We start from the raw sequence: 18,085 nt of genomic DNA, 5'->3' as shown, positions 1-18,085 counted from the left end.
ACCCACGCCCGGGGTTCCCGCGCCGGCGCGGTGAAGACCCCGCGAGTCCCGCCGGACGAGCCCTCTAGTCTGGAGGGGTGTCGACACTCAGTGAACTCGTCTACGCCCAGGGCCGCTCGAGCGAAGCCGATGTGGAGTGGCTGCACCGCCTCGCCGGCGATGGACAGTTGCTCGCCGACCTGGCCTTCGCCGACATCGTGATCTGGGTACCCACCCCCGACGACTCGTTCGTCGCCGTCGCGCACACGCGTCCCGGGGGAGCGGCGACGCTGTTCTACCGCGACATCGTCGGCGATCGCGTACGTCCCCAGTGGCGCACGCAGGTGCGCGAGGCGTTCCAGAGCGGGCGCATCGTGGATTCGGCCTCGCCCGACTGGTTCGAAGAGACACCCACCCGCGTCCGCGCCGTGCCGATCGTGCGCGAGCTCTCGCGCGAGGGTCACGCCGTGACCACCGTCGGCGTGCTGACGCGCCACACCAACCTGGGCGAGACGCGCACCCCCTCCCGCCAGCAGATCACCTTCAACGACTGCGCCGACGACCTCTTCGGAATGATCTCGTCCGCCGAGTTCCCCGACCTGACCGCCCCCACCGCTCCGCGGCGTGGAGCGCCCCGCGCCTCGGACGGCCTCATCCGCCTCGACGTCGACGGCATCACGACCTTCGCGAGCCCCAACGCGCTGTCGGCGTTCAACCGCATGGGCTTCGACGACGAGCTCGAGGGCGAGTCCCTCGCCGAGGTGACCGCGCGCATCCTCCCCGCCAAGCGCCAAGACGTCGACGAGTCGCTCCCCGTCGTCGTGAGCGGCCGGGCTCCGTGGCGGGCCGACATGGAAGCTCGCGGCGTGCAGGTGTCGCTGCGCACCATCCCGCTGCGCGACCGCGGCACGCGCATCGGCGCGATCGTGCTCAGCCGCGACGTCACCGAGATCCGCCACCAGGAGCAGGAGCTCATCACCAAGGACGCCACGATCCGCGAGATCCACCATCGCGTCAAGAACAACCTGCAGACGGTCGCCTCGCTTCTTCGCATCCAGGCTCGTCGAACCCACTCCGACGAGGCCCGGGACGCCCTCAGCCAGGCGATGCGTCGCGTCTCGGCGATCGCCGTCGTGCACGACACGCTCTCGGAGGGACTGGCGCAGAACGTCGACTTCGACGACGTCTTCGCGCGGGTGCTGAAGCTCGTGGCCGAGGTCGCGGCGGCGCCCAACACCCGCGCGCGCACCCGCAGCACCGGCAAGTTCGGCACGCTGCCGAGCCAGTTCGCCACGCCGCTCGCCCTCGCTCTCACCGAACTCGTGACCAACGCCGTCGAGCACGGGCTCGCAGGGCAGGAGGGCGACGTCGAGATCGCCGCCGAGCGCGGCGACGAGATGCTCGAGGTGAAGGTCCGCGACACCGGAGTGGGGCTTCCCGAGGGCCAGGTGGGTCGCGGCCTCGGCACGCAGATCGTGCGCACCCTCATCCAGGGAGAGCTCGGCGGCACGATCGACTGGCACACGCTCATGGGCAGTGGCACCGAGGTGACCATCGAGATCCCGCTGCGCTACATCGGTGGCTCGTCGGTCTGAGCGCAGGCCGAGGGCGCGCGGGGCGGACCGGAACGCCGAGAAGGCCCACCCCAGAGGGATGGGCCTTCTCGGTGAAGACGTCAGGAGGCGCGGCGGGCGCGCGCGGCGCGGCGCTTGAGGGCGCGACGCTCGTCTTCGCTGAGGCCACCCCACACGCCCGAGTCCTGACCGGACTCGAGGGCGTACTGCAGGCAGACCTCGGTGACGGTGCAGCGCGCGCAGACCGACTTGGCCTTCTCGATCTGGTCGACCGCGGGGCCGGTGTTGCCGACCGGGAAGAACAATTCGGGGTCGACGGTCAGGCAGGCTGCTTTGTCGCGCCAATCCATAGGGGTGCTCCTTGTAACAGAAAAATGATCGATTCGGCACCGAGATTCGGGTCCGGTACCCTGGTGGGAACGCGAGCGATTGCTCGCCCCACTTCGCTGTGGGAGCACACGGCTTGTTCCATGCTCCCATAGCGTTTCCGCCTGATCAAGAGGTAACCGGTAGGTTTCCGGAACGTAACGGCGCCGCTGCGCCGTCGGGAGGGCCTGTTCGATGCCTGTTCGTCTCACGGCCGCCGCTCTTCTGGCTCTCGAGGCCGTCGGCATCCTGGCCCTCGCCGGCTGGCAGATCGTGGCGTTGCTCGGGGGTGACACCGACTCGATCGTCAGCTCCTTCGCGCTCATCGTGCTCACCGTCATCGGCGCGGCCATCGTCGGCGCCTTCGCCGTCGCCACCGCGCGCGACGTGTCGGCCGGGCGCTCGGGCGGAATCGTCACCCAGCTGCTGATCCTGTCGGTCGCGATCGGTGCGATCACGGGGGAGTGGGCGGCGCCGGGCATCGCCCTGCTCATCGCGGTCCCCGGGGTCGTCGGCCTGGTTCTGCTGGTGCTCGCGGTGCGGGCCTCGGCGCCGCGCCGGCGCGACGACGAGTCCTGAGCGCTCCGCCCGGCACCCACGCGAAGACCCCGCCGCCGCCGGAGCGGGACGGGGTCGTGGCAGCGCGGGTCAGGCGGCGGCGAGACCGAGGGTCTTGCGCAGACGTGCGACGTGCCCGGTGGCCTTGACGTTGTAGAGCGCCTCGGCGATGGTGCCCTCTTCGTCGATCACGAAGGTCGAGCGCAGCACACCGGTGACGGTCTTGCCGTAGTTCTGCTTCTCGCCCCACGCGCCGTAGGCCTCGTGCACCGCGTGGTCGGCGTCGCTCAGCAGCGGGAAGGTCAGCCCGTCGCTGTCGCGGAACGCCCGCAGCTTCTCGGGCAGGTCGCGCGAGAGGCCGAGCACGGTGTATCCGGCGCCCTGAAGCGATGCGAGGCTGTCGCGGAAATCGCAGGCCTGCGTCGTGCAGCCGGGAGTCTGGGCCGCGGGGTAGAAGTACAAGATCACGCGGCGGCCACGGAAGTCGCTCAGCGAGACGGGGTGCTCGTCTTGATCAAGCAGGGTGAAATCGGGCGCAGTGTCGCCCTTCGCGAGGTTCGTCACCCCTCCAGCCTAGAACGCTCGATGGCCTGGAACGTGGTCAGCAGGCGATGCAGGGAGTCGAGGCGCGCCGCAGCCCCGGGACCCAGGCGACCGGATGCCACGGCATCGGCGATCGCGCAGTCGGGCGCGTCGGGAAGGTGCGTGCAGCCGCGCGGGCACTCCTCGGCGACTTCGGCGAGGTCGGTGAAGGCCCCCAGCACGTGCGCGGGGTTGACGTGGCCGAGGCCGAAGGAGCGGACGCCCGGGGTGTCGATGACCCACCCCGACCCCGCGGGACCGCGATAGCGCAGCGACACCGCCGACGACGAGGTGTGCCGCCCGCGTCCGGTGACCACGTTGACGTGACCGATGGCTCGCTCCGAACCTGTCAGCGCGTTGACGAGGGTGGACTTGCCGACGCCGGAGTGTCCGACGAAGACGGTGGAGTGCCCCGCGATGGCTTCGCCGATGGCGTCGAGGGGCATCGCCCCCTGCGCGCTCGTGAACACGCGCAGGTCGATGCCATCGAAGTGCGACAGGAACTCGGTGGGGTCGGCGAGGTCGGTCTTGGTGACGACGAGCAGGGGACGGATGCCGGCGTCGAGGGCCGCGACGAGATAGCGGTCGACGAGGCGCTCGCGGGGCTCGGGGTCGGCGGCGGCCACGACGATCAGCATCTGGTCGGCGTTGGCGACGATCACCCGCTCCACCTGATCGGTGTCGTCGGCACTGCGGCGCAACAGAGACGTGCGCTCCTCGAGACCGATGATGCGCCCGAGGGTGCCCTCGTCACCCGACTGGTCGCCGACGACGCGGGCCCGGTCGCCGTTGACGATGGGCTGCTTGCGCAGCTCGCGCGCCCGCGTGGCGAGCACGCGTCGTTCGTCGGGCCCGTCTTCGTCGATCAACACGGTGTAGCGGCCGCGGTCGACGCCGAGCACCCGGGCGATCTGCGCGTCGGCGTGCGCGGGTCGACGCTTGGTGCGCGGCCGGTTGGCCTTCGGGTTCGGGCGCGTTCGGATCGACGACTCGTCGTACTCCAGGTCGTCGTCGTCGCTGTCGTCGAGCCAGCTCACGCGTCAGCCCACGGCATCCGTCGATCCGTCCGGATCGAGCATTGCGCGCCAGAGCGCGGCGAACTGGGGGAGGGTCTTGGCGGTCGTGCCGATGTCGTCGACCTGCACGCCGGCGACGCGCAGTCCGAGCAACGCGCCGGTCGTCGCGAGGCGGTGGTCGTGGTGGGCCTTCCACTCGCCGCCGCGCAAAGTCTGCGGCACGATGCGGATGCCGTCTTCGAGCTCGTGGGCCTCGCCCCCGAGCGAACGCAGGTTGCCGACCAGCGCCGCGATGCGGTCGGTCTCGTGACCGCGGATGTGCCCGATGCCGTGCAGCGTGGTGGGACCGTCGGCGAAGGCCGCGAGACCGAAGAGGGTCGGCGCGAGCTCGCCCGCGGCCGAGAGGTCGAGCTCGACCCCGCTGATGCCCTCGCCCGCGGCGACGGTGAGCGCTCCCGCCCGGCGGCTGACGCGCGCGCCCATCTCGGCGAGGATGTCGCCCAGCAGGGCCCCCGGCTGGGTGCTGTGCAAAGGCCAGCCCGTGACGGTGACCGAGCCCCCGGTGACCATCGCGGCGGCGAGGAACGGTGCGGCGTTGGAGAGGTCGGGCTCGATCGCGACGTCTTTCGCGCGGACGGGTCCGGCGGGCACGATCCACTCGCCGGGCGCCGGGCGCTCGACGTGGATCCCCCGGTGGGCGAGGGCCTCGACCGTCATGTCGATGTGCGGGATGCTGGGCAGCCGCGAGCCCACGTGACGCAGGTGCAGCCCGACGTCGAAGCGCGGGGCGGCCAGCAGCAGGCCCGAGACGAACTGGCTGGACTGGCTCGCGTCGATCTCGACCTCGCCGCCGCGCACGTGGCCGTGGCCGCGGACCGAGAACGGCAGCGCCCAGTGCCCGCCGTCGTCGATGTCGACGCCCACCTCGCGCAGGGCGCGGATCATCGCGCCCATGGGGCGGTGCAGCGCGCTCTCGTGCGCCGTGACGTGCACGTCGCCGCGGGCGAGGCCCGCGAGGGGGGCGACGAACCGCATGACGGTTCCGGCTTGGCCGCAGTCGACGGTCGAGTCGCCCGTGAACGACGCGGGCGGGGTGATGAGCAGGTCGGGCCCGAACGGGGAGTCGGTCTCGACCTCGTCGATGCCGACTCCGAGGGCCCGCAGCGCATCGATCATGCGCGCGGAGTCGTCGGAGTGCAGGGGCGCGTGCAGGGTGCCCGGGCCGTCGGCGATGGCGGCGAGCACGAGTTCGCGGTTGGTGAGGGACTTCGACCCGGGCACCGTGACCGTGGCATCCACGGGATCGGTGGCGGTGGGCGCGTTCCACGCACCGCGGGGAGTGGCGGTTGAAGGGGAATACCCGAGGGGAGTCATCGGTTCCTAGCCTAGTGAAAGGGGACGACACGTGACCGCACTTCTCGAGCGCGAGAGCAGGGCAGGGGCCACTCCGGTGACCCTCGCGATGCCCGACGTAGACTGGCGCGCAATGGACGACACGGCGAACGCGAGCCCACTCCACGTGGAGCCTCGCGAACAGTTCGAAGAGCAGGCGCTGCCCTTCATGGATCAGCTCTACGCGGCGGCGATGCGCATGACGCGCAATCCCGCCGATGCGGCCGATCTCGTGCAGGAGACCTTCGTGAAGGCCTTCGGCTCGTGGGCGTCGTTCACGCAGGGCACGAACCTGAAGGCGTGGCTCTACCGCATCCTGACGAACACGTACATCAACACGTACCGCAAGAAGCAGCGCGAGCCCTACCAGAGCGCCATCGACGATCTGGAGGACTGGCAGCTCGGCGGTGCCGAGTCGACCACCGCGAGCAGTTCCCGTTCGGCGGAAGCCGAAGCGATCGACCACATGCCGGCATCCGTGGTCAAGGACGCGTTGCAGTCGATCCCCGAGGATTTCCGGATGGCGGTGTACCTCGCCGACGTCGAGGGCTTCGCCTACCAGGAGATCGCCGACATCATGAAAACTCCGATCGGCACGGTCATGAGCCGTCTGCACCGCGGCCGGCGGCTGCTGCGCGACCTGCTGTCGGACTACGCCAGAGAGCGCGGCATCCAGACCGCCACGGGAGAGACGAAATGAGCGACTGCGGCTGCGACCAAGCACGACGCGACCTCGAAGAGTACCTGCGCAACGAGGTCTGCAAGACCCAGCACAAAGACATCCGCGAGCACCTCGAGAGTTGCCCGGGATGCCAGGACGAGGCCCTCGTGGCCCGCACGCTGACCGACGTGGTCGCGCGTGCGTGCAAAGAGACCGCGCCCGACGAACTGCGCGACCAGGTGCTCTCGCGCCTGCGGGCGATCCAGGCGACGCACTGACCGTTCCGGGCCCCGGCTCGGCGCGTGTCGGAGGCCGTCCGTAGGCTGGGGGCATGGCGATCATCGACACGCTCCCTCTTCCCGCGGATGCCGAGTCCTCGGCGACCCTGTCCGACTCCGGCTTCGACTACGCGGTGGTCGACCCCGACGGGTCGGGGTTCGTCGACTTCCTGAGATCGGTCTCGCGCGGTTTCCTCGGTGAGGAGCCGTCGGACGACGAGGTCGAGAGCGCCCGTCGCGCGCTGCGTTCGCGTCGACTGGTCGGCGTGTTCGACCCCGCCGGCTCAGAGCCCGCCTCGCCGGTGGCGACGGTGGACTCCTGGCCGGCTGAGTTGACCGTGTCTCCGGGGCGCATCGCGCCGCTGTACTCGATCAGCGCCGTCACCGTCGCGCCGACCCACCGCCGGCGCGGCATCGCGCGCGCCATGCTGACCGGCGAGCTGCGCACCGCGGTGTCGGCCGGGTACGCGATCGCGGGGCTCACCGTCACCGAGGCGACCATCTACGGGCGCTGGGGCTTCTCGCCCGCCGCCTGGGCGAGCGACGTCGTCGTCGACACCCGGCGGGCGCGATGGACCGGCCCCGTGGCCCCCGGCCGTCTCGACTTCGTCCCGCGCGAGAGCCTCCCCGAGCGGTTGGCTGCGGTGCACGAGCGCATCCGTACGCGTCGGCCCGGATCCGTCGCCGGGTGGGAGGGCCGCTGGCGGGGGATGGCGGGACTCACCCCCGATGCGAAAGACGGCAAGAAGGTGCGGGCGGTCGCGTATCGCGATCTCGACGACGTGGAACGCGGCATCCTGGTCTACACGATCGGCGAGGATCCGGGCGACGACTACACGGCGCACGAACTCAGCATCCGCGCCCTCTTCGCAGACGGTGACGAGGCGTACGCGGCGCTCTGGCGTTACGCGATCGAGCACGACCTCGTCGCGCGCGTGACGGCATCGCTGCAGGCGGTCGTGCCTCCGGTGCAGTGGATGGTGTCCGATCGTCGGGCTGTCACCGCCACCCTCACCGACCATCATTGGCTCCGCATCCTCGACGTCGCCGGCGCGCTGACCTCGCGCCGCTACGCCGGAACGCTCGATCTCGTGCTCGCCGTGCACGACCCGCTCGGTTTCGCCGACGGTTCGTGGGCCGTGCGCATCGATGAGTCCGGAGAAGCGACGGTCGCCCCGGCCGGCGACGACGCCCCCGACATCGAGCTGAGTGTGGGGGCCCTCTCGTCGTTGCTCCTGGGTGGCGTGCGCGCGACCGAGCTGGCGGCCGCGGGAACGGTGCTCGGCGACGCAGAAGCCCTCGCCGCCCTCGACGGTGCTTTGACCCCCGAAGCGACCCCGCTCCTCGACATCTGGTACTGACCCCTCGTCCATAGCCTTTCCCCGTAAAATCCGGGGCGATGTCCGAACCCTCCCCACCCCTGTCCGCTGAGCGGGCGCCGTCGCGCCTCCGCGCGCGGCTGCGCACCCTCGGCGCGGTGTCCCGCCGGTACGTGCGAGACCACTCCGTGTCGCTCTGCGTGGTGGTGGCCGTGCTCGCCACCGCGGCCGCGACCGGGTCGCTCTGGGGCGAGGACGCCCTCGTCTGGGGGGCGGGTCCGCTCGCCACCTTCGCCAACGGACGGTGGTGGACCCTGGTCACCGCGCTGGTGGTGCCCGACTCGACGATCGACGCCGTGTCGTCGGTGCTGCTCGCGCTGACGGTGCTGGCGTACGCCGAGCGCCTGCTGGGCTCGCGCCGGGCCGGTCTGCTGCTGGTCGTGCTGGGACTGAGCGGTCTCGTGGTCGGGATCGGCCTGCACGCGGCGGCGTGGACGGTGACCGATCTGCGTCCGGTGGTCGCCGCCGAGGTTCCCGTGCTCGATCCCACGACCCCCATCGCCGGGGTGGTCATGGCGGCATCCGCCTTCGCCCCGACGCTCTGGCGTCGACGGCTGCGGCTGGTGGGCTTCGCCCTGCTGGCGTTGTTCGCGCTCTACGCGGGCGACGCCGACTCGTGGTACCGCCTGACCGCCGCGGTCATCGGCCTCGGCGTCGGCGCCGTGCTCGCGCGGGGACGAGAGCGCCGCTCGTGGCATCGCAGCTCGACACGCGAGACCCGCACGCTGTTCGCGATGCTCGTCGCGGTCGTGGGCAGCGGCCCTCTCGTGGCCCTCGTCAGCGGCGGTGGTCGCGGACCCCTCTCGCTCGTCGTCGAGGCCTACACCCAGTACGACGATGCAATGCTCAGCCGATGCGGCCGGGTCGCCGAGGCGGTGTGCGACGAACAGATCGCCCTCCTCATGACCCGGGGCGCGGGCCCCGCTCTGCTGGCGATCGTGCCCCTCGTGCTCCTTCTGATCGCGGCGTGGGGCTTGCGCCGAGGGCGGCGGGCGGCGTGGGTCCTCGCGATGCTGGTGCTCGTGGCATCCGCCGTTCTGCCGGTGATCTCGCTGCTCGACGGCCGCCTGCAGATCGACCCGTGGGTCGACGGCAGCGGCGCCGAATACGTGCTCTGGGCGATCGCGACCATCGTCATCCCGCTCGTTCTGGCGGCGGCTCTCGTCGTCACCCGCGCGCGCTTCTCGGTGCGCGCCACGCGCAAGGCCGCCGCAGTGGTCGCCGCTGTCGTCGCCGTCGCGTTCGTCGCCTGCGGGACGACGTTCTTCGTCGTGGAGTCGCTCAACCGCCGCTCGTTCAACCGCGACCTGTCGCTTCCCGAGATGCTCGGCCTCACCCTGCGGCGCTTCCTGCCGCCGTCGTTCACCCACCCCGGCGGCTCGTCTGCCTTCCCGCACCCGGGTCCGGCGCTGTTCGTCTACCAGTGGATCGGGGTGCTGTTCTGGGCCGTCGTCGTCGCCGCGATCCTCTGGCTCTACCGTCGTGCCCGCCGTCCCGTCGCGGGGGGACACGCGCACTACCGCGAGCTGCTGCGGCGCGGGAGCGACACCCTCGGCTTCCTCGGCACGTGGGAGGGCAACCGCCACTGGTACTCGGACGACCGAGAGTGCGCCGTCGCGTACCGGCTGACCGGTGACGTCGCCCTGGCCGTCGCCGATCCTCTGGCCCCCGCGGGGCGCCGGGTCGAGGCGCTGCGCGGGTTCACCGACTACTGCCTCGAGCACGGCTGGATCCCCGCCTTCTACAGCGTGCACGGCGACACCCTCGACGACCTCGTGAGCCTCGGGTGGCGGCACGTGCCCGTCGGAGTCGAGACGGTCATGGACCTCGCGGGTCTGACCTTCGCCGGCAAGACCTGGCAGAAAGTGCGCCAGCCGCTCACCCGCGCCGAACGCGAGGGCTACACCGCGGTGTGGACGCGGTGGCACGAGCTGACAGTGGGTCAGGCGTCGCAGGTCGTCGCGATCGATGAGGAGTGGGTGGCCGACCGCGCGCTGCCCGAGATGGGTTTCACGCTCGGCTCCCTCGACGAGCTGCGCGACCGCGAGGTGCGCCTGCTCCTCGCTGTCGGCCCCGACGACCGTGTCGAAGCGGTGACGAGCTGGATGCCGAGCTGGACCGACGGTGAGATCACCGGATGGACCCTCGACTTCATGCGCCGTCGCACCGACGGACCCAACGGCATGATGGAGTTCCTCATCGCGAAGGCCGCGTTGCAGCTGCAGGAGGAGGGTGCCACGGTGCTCAGCCTTTCGGGCGCTCCGCTCGCCGACGACCCGGCGGAGCCGGTCGACGGCGACCCCGCCCCGCTGCGGGCATTGCTGCGCTGGCTGGCGGAGGTGCTCGAGCCGGCGTACGGCTTCGCCTCGCTGTTCCGTTTCAAGGGCAAGTTCCGCCCCCGGTACCGTCCGCTCGCCCTGGCGTACCGCGACCCGCTCCAGCTCCCCGCGATCGGGGCCGCCGTCGGACGCGCCTATCTTCCCGACGCCTCCCGTCATGAGATGGTCGCTCTGGCGAGGAGTGCGTGGGAGGGCCGCCGATGAACCGTTTCCTGCTGTCTTTCGAGCTGATCGACAGTCCGCTGCTGGTCGTGTGCGCGATCGTCGCCGGGGTGGGTGCGCTCGCCGTGGTGTCGTGGACTCCGCGCCGCGTGGTCCGCACGCTCGTCATCGGCGTCGCCGCGGGGGTGGTGATGTACATCGTCGCCCACATCCTCGAGGCCATGAACCTCTTCCAGGGTCCGCTGCCCGCCGGGGCCGCCGTCTGGGCGGCGAGCGGCGTCGCTGCGGCCGCGGTGGGCGTCGTGGGCATCTGCCGCCGCCCGTGGGGGCGTCGGGTCGCCGGTTCGTTGACGGTGGTGGCGGCTCTCCTGGCCGCCGCGCTCGGCGTCAACACCGCCTACGGGGTGACGCACAACCTCGCCGCCATCCTCGGCGTGCAGGCGCTCGATCCCGCGTCTCTTCCCGCGCAGGCGGCCGTCGCCGGGGATCCGGCGACGCTCTACGAGACCTGGGAACCCCCCGCGGGGATGCCGACGCAGGGGGCGCTGAGTGCTCTGTCGGGGAACGCGAAGATCCCCACCGGGCAGTTCGCGGCGCGAGACGCCTCGCTGTACCTTCCGCCCGCAGCACAGGTCGCGAACCCGCCGGCCCTCCCGCTGCTCGTCTTCATGATGGGGCAGCCCGGTTCACCGGATCCGACGGCGCTGGCCAAAGCGCTCGATGCTTTCGCGGCGAAGAACAGGGGCCTCGCCCCGATCGCCGTCGTCGTCGACCAGCTGGGGGCTCCCGACCGTGATCCCGCGTGCGTCGACTCCGCGAAGTACGGCGCCGTGTCGACCTACATCAATCAGCTCGTGCCGCAGTGGGCCGAGAAGAACCTCAACGTCGTGAAGGACCACCGGTACTGGACCATCGGGGGCTTCTCGAACGGTGGCTCGTGCGCCGCGATGTACGGCTCGAAGTACCCGGACGTGTGGGGGCAGATGCTCGACGTCATGGGCAATGAGTTCCCCGGATCCGAGCACGTCGCCGAGACCGTGGCCGACACGTACAACGGCGACGCGGGAGCGTTCCAGGCCAACAAGCCGTCGGTGATCATGGCGGACGCCCCCGCGGGGACCTACACCGGCCACCTGGCGATCTTCACGTGGGGAAGCGCCGACACCACGTACGGTCCGGGACAGCAGGCCAACTCCGAGGCCGCGCAGGCCGCCGGGTTCACCGTGCTGACGCACATCGTCGAGGGCGCGGGCCACACCGGCGAGGCGCTCGACGCGAGCCTCGAGTTCGCCATCCCCGCGCTGGCTCCGGCCCTCGGGCTGGCGCCGCCGGCATCCTGACGCGTCGGCGGTCTCGGCATCCTGTCGCGAGGAATCCGCCCACGCGAAAGGGCCCGGTCGACGATATCGACCGGGCCCCTCAACGTACGGATCAGCGCGCGAGCGCCTCCGCCATGATGGCGGCGTGCTCGTTGGCGTGCACCTTGGGCGAGCCGGTCGCGGTCGACGCCGCGGAGGCACGCGAGATGTTGCGGATCGAGCGGCCACCGAGCTGGTCGGCGATCTCGAGCGCGATGAACGGCCACGCGCCCTGGTTCTCGGGCTCGTCCTGAACCCACACCAGTTCGGCGTTCGGGTACTGATCGAGCACGCGGGTCAGCTCTTCGATCGGCGCCGGGTAGTACTGCTCCAGGCGCACGAGGGCGATGTTCGGGTTCGGGTTCTTGTCGAGCTCGGCGCGCAGATCCCAGTGGATCTTTCCGGCGTGCAGCAGCACGCGCGTGACGGCGCCGCGGTCGATACCGCGGTTGTCGTCGAGCACCGGCTCGAAGCGACCCTCGAGGAAGTCCTCGACCGGGCTCGTGGCTCCGCGTAGACGCAGCATGGCCTTCGGGGTGAAGACGATGAGCGGACGACGCGGACGCTGGTACGCCTGGCGGCGCAGCAGGTGGAAATACGAGGCCGGCGTCGACGGGCGCGCGACGATCATATTGTCCTGCGCGCACATCTGCAGGTAGCGCTCGATGCGGGCCGACGAGTGGTCGGGTCCCTGGCCCTCGTAGCCGTGGGGGAGCAGCAGCACGACACTCGACTGCTGAGCCCACTTCTGATCGGCCGACGAGATGAACTCGTCGATGACCGACTGCGCCCCGTTGGCGAAGTCGCCGAACTGCGCCTCCCACAGCACCAGGGAGTCGGCGCGCTCGACCGAGTAGCCGTACTCGAACGCCATGGCCGCGTATTCGCTCAGCAGCGAGTCGTAGACCCAGAAACGTCCCTGGTTCTCGCTGAGGTTCGCCAGCGGCAGCCATTCCTGACCGTTGTCGCGGTCGTGCAGCACCGAGTGGCGCTGGACGAACGTGCCGCGGCGCGAGTCCTGACCGGCCAGGCGCACCGGGGTGCCCTCCATCAGCACCGAGCCGAAGGCGAGGAGCTCGCCGAAGGCCCAGTCGATGTTGCCGTTGCGGCTCATGTCGAGACGCTTGTCGAGCAGCTGCTGCAGCTTGTTGTGCACGGTGAAGCCGTCGGGCTTGTTCACGAACGCGTCGCCGATGTGCTGCACGACCTCGCGCGAGACGCCCGTGGTCTCGGGCGCGCCCGTGGGCACGTCGTCGACCGCGTCGGCCGTGACGACGGGGGTCGTACCGGTCTCGGCTTCGTGGGTGTCGGCGAACGCGACTTCGAGACGGTTCTGGAAGTCCTGCTTGGCCTGCTCGTACTCGTCTTCGGTGATGTCGCCGCGACCGACGAGCGACTCCGTGTACAGACGGCGCACCGAGCGCTTGGCCTCGATGAGGTTGGTCATCAGCGGCTGCGTCATCGAGGGGTCGTCGCCCTCGTTGTGGCCGCGTCGGCGGTAGCAGACCAGGTCGATGATGATGTCGCGGTGGAACTCTTCGCGGTACAGGAACGCCAGCTCGGCCGCGCGGACGACGGCCTCGGGGTCGTCGCCGTTCACGTGCAGCACGGGGGCCTGGATGGTCTTGGCCACATCGGTGGCGTACACGGAGGTGCGCGCGTCGGTGGGGGTGGTGGTGAAGCCGACCTGGTTGTTCACCACGACGTGGATCGTGCCGCCGGTGCGGTATCCGCGCAGCTGCGACATCTGCAGCGTCTCGACGACGACGCCCTGACCCGCGAACGCGGCGTCGCCGTGAACGAGGATGGGCAGCCACGAGAACGTGCCGATGGGCTTGCGGTCCTGCTTGGCGCGGACGATGCCCTCGAGCACGCCGTCGACGGTCTCGAGGTGCGAGGGGTTGGCCGCCAGGTAGACGGGGAGCTCATCGCCCTCGTCGCCGACGAAGGTGCCCTCGGTGCCGAGGTGGTACTTCACGTCGCCCGAGCCGCGCTTGCTGCCGGTGGCGACCGCACCCTCGAACTCGCGGAAGACCTGGCCGTACGTCTTGCCACCGATGTTGGTGAGCACGTTCAGGCGACCGCGGTGGGCCATGCCGATCGCGGCTCCGTCGAGGCCCTTGGACGCCGCGCCCTGGAGGATCTGGTCGAGCAGCGGGATGAGCGACTCGCCGCCCTCGAGGCTGAAGCGCTTCTGGCCGACGTACTTGGTCTGCAGGAACGTCTCGAACGCCTCGGCCTGGTTGAGCTTCGACAGGATGCGCAGCTGCTCGTCGTGCCCGGGCTTGGTGTACTTGACCTCGATGTTGCTCTGGAACCACTGACGCTGGATCGGGTCCTGGATGTGCATGTACTCGACACCCATGGTGCGGCAGTACGAGTCGCGGAGCACGCCGAGGATGTCGCGGAGCTTGGCGACGCGCTTCGTGCCCAGACCGCCGGTGACGAACTCGCGGTCGAGGTCCCAGAAGGTCAGACCGTGCGACTCGATCTCGAGGTCGGGGTGGGTGCGCTGCACGTATTCGAGCGGGTCGATGTCGGCCATGAGGTGGCCGCGCACGCGGTACGAGTTGATGAGCTCCTGCACGCGGGCGCTCTTGTCGATGCGCTCCGAGAGGTCGACGCTGATGTCGGCCGCCCAGTGGATGGGCGCGTAGGGGATGCGCAGCGCCGCGAAGATGTCGTCGTAGAAGCCGCGCTGCCCGATGAGCAGCTCGTGCACTTTCTTGAGGAACTCGCCCGACCCCGCGCCCTGGATGACCCGGTGGTCGTAGGTGCTGGTGAGCGTGATGGTCTTGCCGATCGCCAGCTCGTTGAGCGTCTTGTCGCTCGCGCCCTGGAACTCGGCGGGGTAGTCCAGCGCACCCGCGCCGATGATGGCGCCCTGACCGCGCATGAGACGGGGGACCGAGTGCACGGTGCCGATGCCGCCGGGGTTCGTCAGCGACAGCGTCGTGCCCTGGAAATCGCCGGGCGTGAGCTTGTTGCCGCGTGCGCGACGCACCAGGTCTTCGTACGCGTCGAGGAATTCGCTGAAGCTGAGGGTGTCGGCGCGCTTGATGCTGGGCACCAGCAGCGCGCGGGTGCCGTCGGGCTTGGGCATGTCGATCGCGATGCCCAGGTTGATGTGCGCGGGGGCCACCACCGAGGGCTTGCCGTCGATCTCGGCGTAGTAGACGTTCTGGCTCGGGAACTCTTTGAGCGCCTGGATGAGGGCCCAGCCGATGAGGTGCGTGAAGCTGATCTTGCCGCCGCGCGTGCGCGACATGTGGTTGTTGATGACGATGCGGTTGTCGATCATCAGCTTCGCGGGCACGGTGCGGACGCTGGTCGCGGTGGGGACCGTGAGCGAGTCGTCCATGTTGGAGGCCAGGGCCTTCGGCATCCCCTTGAGGACGGTGACGCGGTCCTCTTCGGTGCTCGGGGCTGCGGCCGCGGGCGTCGAGGCGGGGGCCTGCGCCGGGATCGGCTGCGGCTTCGCGGGCTTGGCGGTGGTGCGCGCGACGGGGGCCTGACCGACCACCGGGATCGGCGCGGTGACCGGCTTGGGCTCCGAGGGCGGCGCTGCCGCGGCGGACCCGTCGACGACCGGGTGGTACGCCTCCAGGATCGGCCACCAGGCCTTGTCTACGGAGTGCTTGTCGACTTTGAACTGCTCGTAGAGTTCGTCTACGAGCCACTCGTTCGCGCCGAACTCGCCCTCGCTCGAAGTACCGACGCCCGCCACCTGGCTCGACACAGTCGATCGCCTGCTTTCCTCGATGAAGATTCCTGTGGATACGCGCGAACGTCACCGTCCGGCGCGTCGTCAAGCCTAGCCGAGGTTCCTGGGCGGTCTGCGGGTCTTTACGTTCCCTTGATGTGGTGAGGTGGATGCCATGGAGTTCTCCGGCGCTCAACCCGATGTCGATCTGACCTACTCGGACGTGTTCCTGGTCCCGCGTCATTCCGAGGTGCGCAGCCGCCTCGACGTGGACCTGGCACCCGGCGACGGGAGCGGTGCCACCGTTCCGCTCGTGTCGGCGAACATGAACTCCGTCACGGGAACCCGACTCGCGGCGACCCTGGCGCGTCGCGGCGGCCTCGGCGTGCTCCCGCAGGACCTCGCGCTGCCCGACCTGCTCGACGCCGTCGCCTGGGTCAAGGCGCAGCCGACGGCCTGGGACGCCCCGCTCGTGCTGCCCCCGACCGCGACGGTCGCCGACGCGCGTCTGGTGCTCCCGCCGGTGCCCGGGCGCGGCATCGTCGTCGCCGAGACCCGCGACGACGGGGTCGTCGCCCTCTCGGCCTTCCGCGGGATCGTTCCGGCCACGCGCCTCGCGACGGCGCTCCCGGATGCCACGCTCGGCGACATCGCGCGGGGCGATGCCCCGGTGGTCTCGGTCGATCAGCTGGGGGATCCCCGTGCCGTCTTCGCGCTGGTGGGGGAGGCCGACATCGTCGCCGTCGTCGACGCGGACCGCGTGGTGGGCACGCTGTCGGCGCGGAGCGCCGTGCGCGACTCGGTGTACCGCCCGGCGGTCGACGCCGAGGGACGCCTGATCGTCGCGGCCGCGGTGGGGGTCAACGGTGACGTCGCCGGCAAGGCGCGCGCCCTCGCCGACGCCGGCGTCGACGTCCTCGTCGTCGACACCGCCCACGGTCACCAGGCGCAGATGCTCCGGGCGCTGCGCGAGGTCGCCGCGCTGGATCTCGGCATCCCGATCGCCGCCGGCAACGTCGTCACCGCCGAGGGCGTGCGCGACCTCACCGACGCGGGTGCGACGATTCTCAAGGTCGGGGTGGGGCCGGGGGCGATGTGCACGACCCGCATGATGACCGCCGTGGGGCGGCCGCAGTTCTCGGCCGTGCTCGAGACGGCGGAGGCCGCGCGCAGCGTCGGGGCGCACGTCTGGGCCGACGGCGGAGTGCGATATCCGCGCGACGTCGCCCTGGCGCTGGCGGCGGGTGCGGCATCGGTCATGGTCGGTTCGTGGTTCGCCGGCACGATCGAGTCGCCCGGGCGCCTGCGTGCCGACGCCGACGGCCGCACGTACAAGGAGTCGTGGGGCATGGCCTCGACCAAGGCCGTGCACGGGCGCTTCGGGGCACTCGACCCGTTCGAGCGGGCCCGCAAGGAGCTCTTCGCCGAGGGCATCTCGTCGTCGCGCATCTACCTCGACCCGCAGCGCCCCGGCCTGGAGGACCTGCTCGACATGATCACGTCGGGCGTGCGCTCCTCGTTCACCTACGCCGGCGCCGCCACCGTCGCCGAGTTCCACGAGCGCGCTCGTGTGGGCCTGCAGTCGGCGGCCGGGTACGACGAGGGCAAGGCGCTTCCGGTCAGCTGGTGAACACCCGCTCGAGGTCGGCCGCGGCCTCGAGCGTGATCCACGCCCCGACCTGCACCGACAGATCGAGGTCGTCGCCCTCTGCGCGCGCGGGGCGGCGGGGATCGGCCGGGAACAACCCGCCGCGGCGTGCGTCCCAGAGCGCGTCGGCGTTGCGCTGGACGAGGCGCCGCGCGGTGCGCGAGAGGGCATCGCCCTCGGCGTCGCCGCTCTCGGCGAGATCCATCGCCGCCTCGGCGAGATAACGCGCCAGGATCCCGGCGAACAGGCCGCCGTCGCCCCCGCCCGCCGCGGGGAACAGTCCGTCGTCGGCGGCGCACCACCGTTCGACCGCGGCGACGAGAGCCCGGGCACGCTCCACGTGCGCCCACGCCGGGTGCGCGTCGTCGGCCAGGGCCCGCTCGCCCAGCAGCAGGGCGAGCCCCAGGGCCGCGCCCTGGTTGTACGTCCACAGTTCGCTCCGCACGACGCCGTGCTCGACGCCGTCGCGGACGAGGCCCGTGTCGGACTGATCCAGGGTGGATGCCATCCACGCGTCGAGTGCGACGGCCTCGGCCCGGTGGCCGGTCAGAGCGAGCACCATGGCGCCGGGCGCGTTCGCCGGAGCGTTGAAGAGGTCACTGCCGACGCACCAGGGCAGTGCGCCCACGCGCGGATCGATCGCCCGGTGCAGCACCCGCGAGATGCGGCGCAGGGCGCGGGCGTTCAGGTGCGTGCGCGCGAGCGCCAGGCCCATCCAGGCGATGTCGTCGTAGTACGGGGTCGTCCACCGGCCGATCGTGCGCAGGGTCACCCCCCGGGCGAGGCGCCGCATCATCCGCCGACGGCGCGCGTCGGGCCGGTTGCGCTCGGCGTCGCCGAGCACGTGCAGCACGTGCGCGTGCCACCAGTAATGCCACGTGCGCTCGCCGGTGGCGCCGGGCAGTGCCGCCCTCGCCCAGGCCACCGGGCCGTAGCGGTGCACGAAGCGGTCCGTCACCTGACGTTCAGCGGTGGCGGCGCGCTCGCCGGCCGTGGTCTCGGCATCCATGCACCCATCCTCCCCAGGTGCCGGGATGCGCAGAATCCGGATGCCAGGGGCCCGGGGCTGCAATAGAATCGTGCGCACGAT

Annotated in this window: 14 protein-coding genes; 8 read left to right on the top strand and 6 right to left on the bottom strand. The window is 70.9% G+C overall.

What is annotated here, in order from left to right; genetic code table 11:
* The first annotated feature begins 77 nt into the window (after positions 1-77).
* Complete coding sequence (locus IFU40_RS10515) at positions 78-1,574, top strand: sensor histidine kinase (protein ID WP_055834603.1); 1,497 nt, start codon at positions 78-80, stop codon at positions 1,572-1,574.
* An 80-nt stretch (positions 1,575-1,654) separates the two neighbouring features.
* Here IFU40_RS10515 and IFU40_RS10510 read toward each other — a convergent pair whose 3' ends face one another.
* The gene (locus IFU40_RS10510; protein WP_013583608.1) at positions 1,655-1,903 is read right to left on the bottom strand and encodes a WhiB family transcriptional regulator; all 249 of its coding nucleotides are present in this window, start codon (positions 1,901-1,903) and stop codon (positions 1,655-1,657) included.
* A 211-nt stretch (positions 1,904-2,114) separates the two neighbouring features.
* Here IFU40_RS10510 and IFU40_RS10505 point away from each other — a divergent pair, with 211 nt between their 5' ends.
* Positions 2,115-2,498 carry a histidine kinase gene (locus tag IFU40_RS10505; protein WP_191926282.1) on the top strand — a complete coding sequence of 128 codons (384 nt, stop codon included), beginning with the start codon at positions 2,115-2,117 and terminating at the stop codon, positions 2,496-2,498.
* 69 nt (positions 2,499-2,567) lie between these two features.
* Here IFU40_RS10505 and bcp read toward each other — a convergent pair whose 3' ends face one another.
* Genes bcp through aroA form a run of 3 tightly spaced genes read right to left on the bottom strand, consistent with a single transcriptional unit; the run spans position 2,568 to position 5,449 of the window.
* Positions 2,568-3,041, bottom strand: a complete 474-nt coding sequence (gene bcp / locus IFU40_RS10500) for a thioredoxin-dependent thiol peroxidase (protein WP_055936710.1) — start codon at positions 3,039-3,041, stop codon at positions 2,568-2,570.
* Complete coding sequence (gene rsgA, locus IFU40_RS10495; RefSeq protein ID WP_191926281.1) at positions 3,038-4,096, bottom strand: ribosome small subunit-dependent GTPase A; 1,059 nt, start codon at positions 4,094-4,096, stop codon at positions 3,038-3,040. Before rsgA ends, bcp begins: the two co-directional genes overlap by 4 nt.
* A gap of 3 nt (positions 4,097-4,099) precedes the next feature.
* Positions 4,100-5,449, bottom strand: a complete 1,350-nt coding sequence (gene aroA, locus IFU40_RS10490) for a 3-phosphoshikimate 1-carboxyvinyltransferase (RefSeq protein WP_070408346.1) — start codon at positions 5,447-5,449, stop codon at positions 4,100-4,102.
* 112 nt (positions 5,450-5,561) lie between these two features.
* On the opposite strand from aroA, the gene IFU40_RS10485 reads away from it, so the two are divergent.
* From IFU40_RS10485 to IFU40_RS10465, 5 genes are read left to right on the top strand one after another with little or no spacing between them, the layout of a single operon-like run.
* A complete protein-coding gene (locus tag IFU40_RS10485; RefSeq protein WP_235560549.1) occupies positions 5,562-6,167 on the top strand; it encodes a sigma-70 family RNA polymerase sigma factor in 606 nt (201 codons plus the stop codon).
* Positions 6,164-6,406, top strand: a complete 243-nt coding sequence (locus IFU40_RS10480; RefSeq protein WP_055834618.1) for a zf-HC2 domain-containing protein — start codon at positions 6,164-6,166, stop codon at positions 6,404-6,406. Before IFU40_RS10485 ends, IFU40_RS10480 begins: the two co-directional genes overlap by 4 nt.
* A 53-nt stretch (positions 6,407-6,459) precedes the next feature.
* Positions 6,460-7,767: a GNAT family N-acetyltransferase gene (locus IFU40_RS10475; protein ID WP_191926280.1), complete on the top strand. Its 1,308-nt coding sequence runs from the start codon at positions 6,460-6,462 to the stop codon at positions 7,765-7,767.
* Positions 7,768-7,805: 38 nt separating this feature from the next.
* Entirely contained in the window at positions 7,806-10,328 is a 2,523-nt protein-coding gene (locus tag IFU40_RS10470) for a bifunctional lysylphosphatidylglycerol flippase/synthetase MprF (RefSeq protein WP_191926279.1), read from the top strand.
* On the top strand, positions 10,325-11,626 hold the full coding sequence (locus IFU40_RS10465; protein WP_191926278.1) for an alpha/beta hydrolase: 1,302 nt from the start codon (positions 10,325-10,327) through the stop codon (positions 11,624-11,626). The genes IFU40_RS10470 and IFU40_RS10465 overlap by 4 nt, the downstream gene beginning before the upstream one ends.
* A gap of 91 nt (positions 11,627-11,717) precedes the next feature.
* On the opposite strand, the gene IFU40_RS10460 is transcribed toward IFU40_RS10465, so the two are convergent.
* Positions 11,718-15,383, bottom strand: coding sequence for a multifunctional oxoglutarate decarboxylase/oxoglutarate dehydrogenase thiamine pyrophosphate-binding subunit/dihydrolipoyllysine-residue succinyltransferase subunit (locus IFU40_RS10460; RefSeq protein WP_191926277.1), 3,666 nt, complete (start codon positions 15,381-15,383; stop codon positions 11,718-11,720).
* Between the two features lie 139 nt (positions 15,384-15,522).
* On the opposite strand from IFU40_RS10460, the gene guaB1 reads away from it, so the two are divergent.
* The gene (gene guaB1, locus IFU40_RS10455; RefSeq protein ID WP_191926276.1) at positions 15,523-16,977 is read left to right on the top strand and encodes a GMP reductase; all 1,455 of its coding nucleotides are present in this window, start codon (positions 15,523-15,525) and stop codon (positions 16,975-16,977) included.
* Here guaB1 and IFU40_RS10450 read toward each other — a convergent pair.
* Entirely contained in the window at positions 16,967-18,004 is a 1,038-nt protein-coding gene (locus IFU40_RS10450) for a glycoside hydrolase family 76 protein (protein WP_191926275.1), read from the bottom strand. The two genes, guaB1 and IFU40_RS10450, sit on opposite strands and share 11 nt — an antisense overlap.
* Positions 18,005-18,085 lie beyond the last annotated feature (81 nt).

The organism is Microbacterium sp. CFBP 13617 (genome assembly GCF_014839445.1).
In the GTDB taxonomy this organism is placed as follows: domain Bacteria; phylum Actinomycetota; class Actinomycetes; order Actinomycetales; family Microbacteriaceae; genus Microbacterium.
Note: the sequence above shows the minus strand (reverse complement) of the source record. Positions and strands in the feature narration are given on the sequence as shown.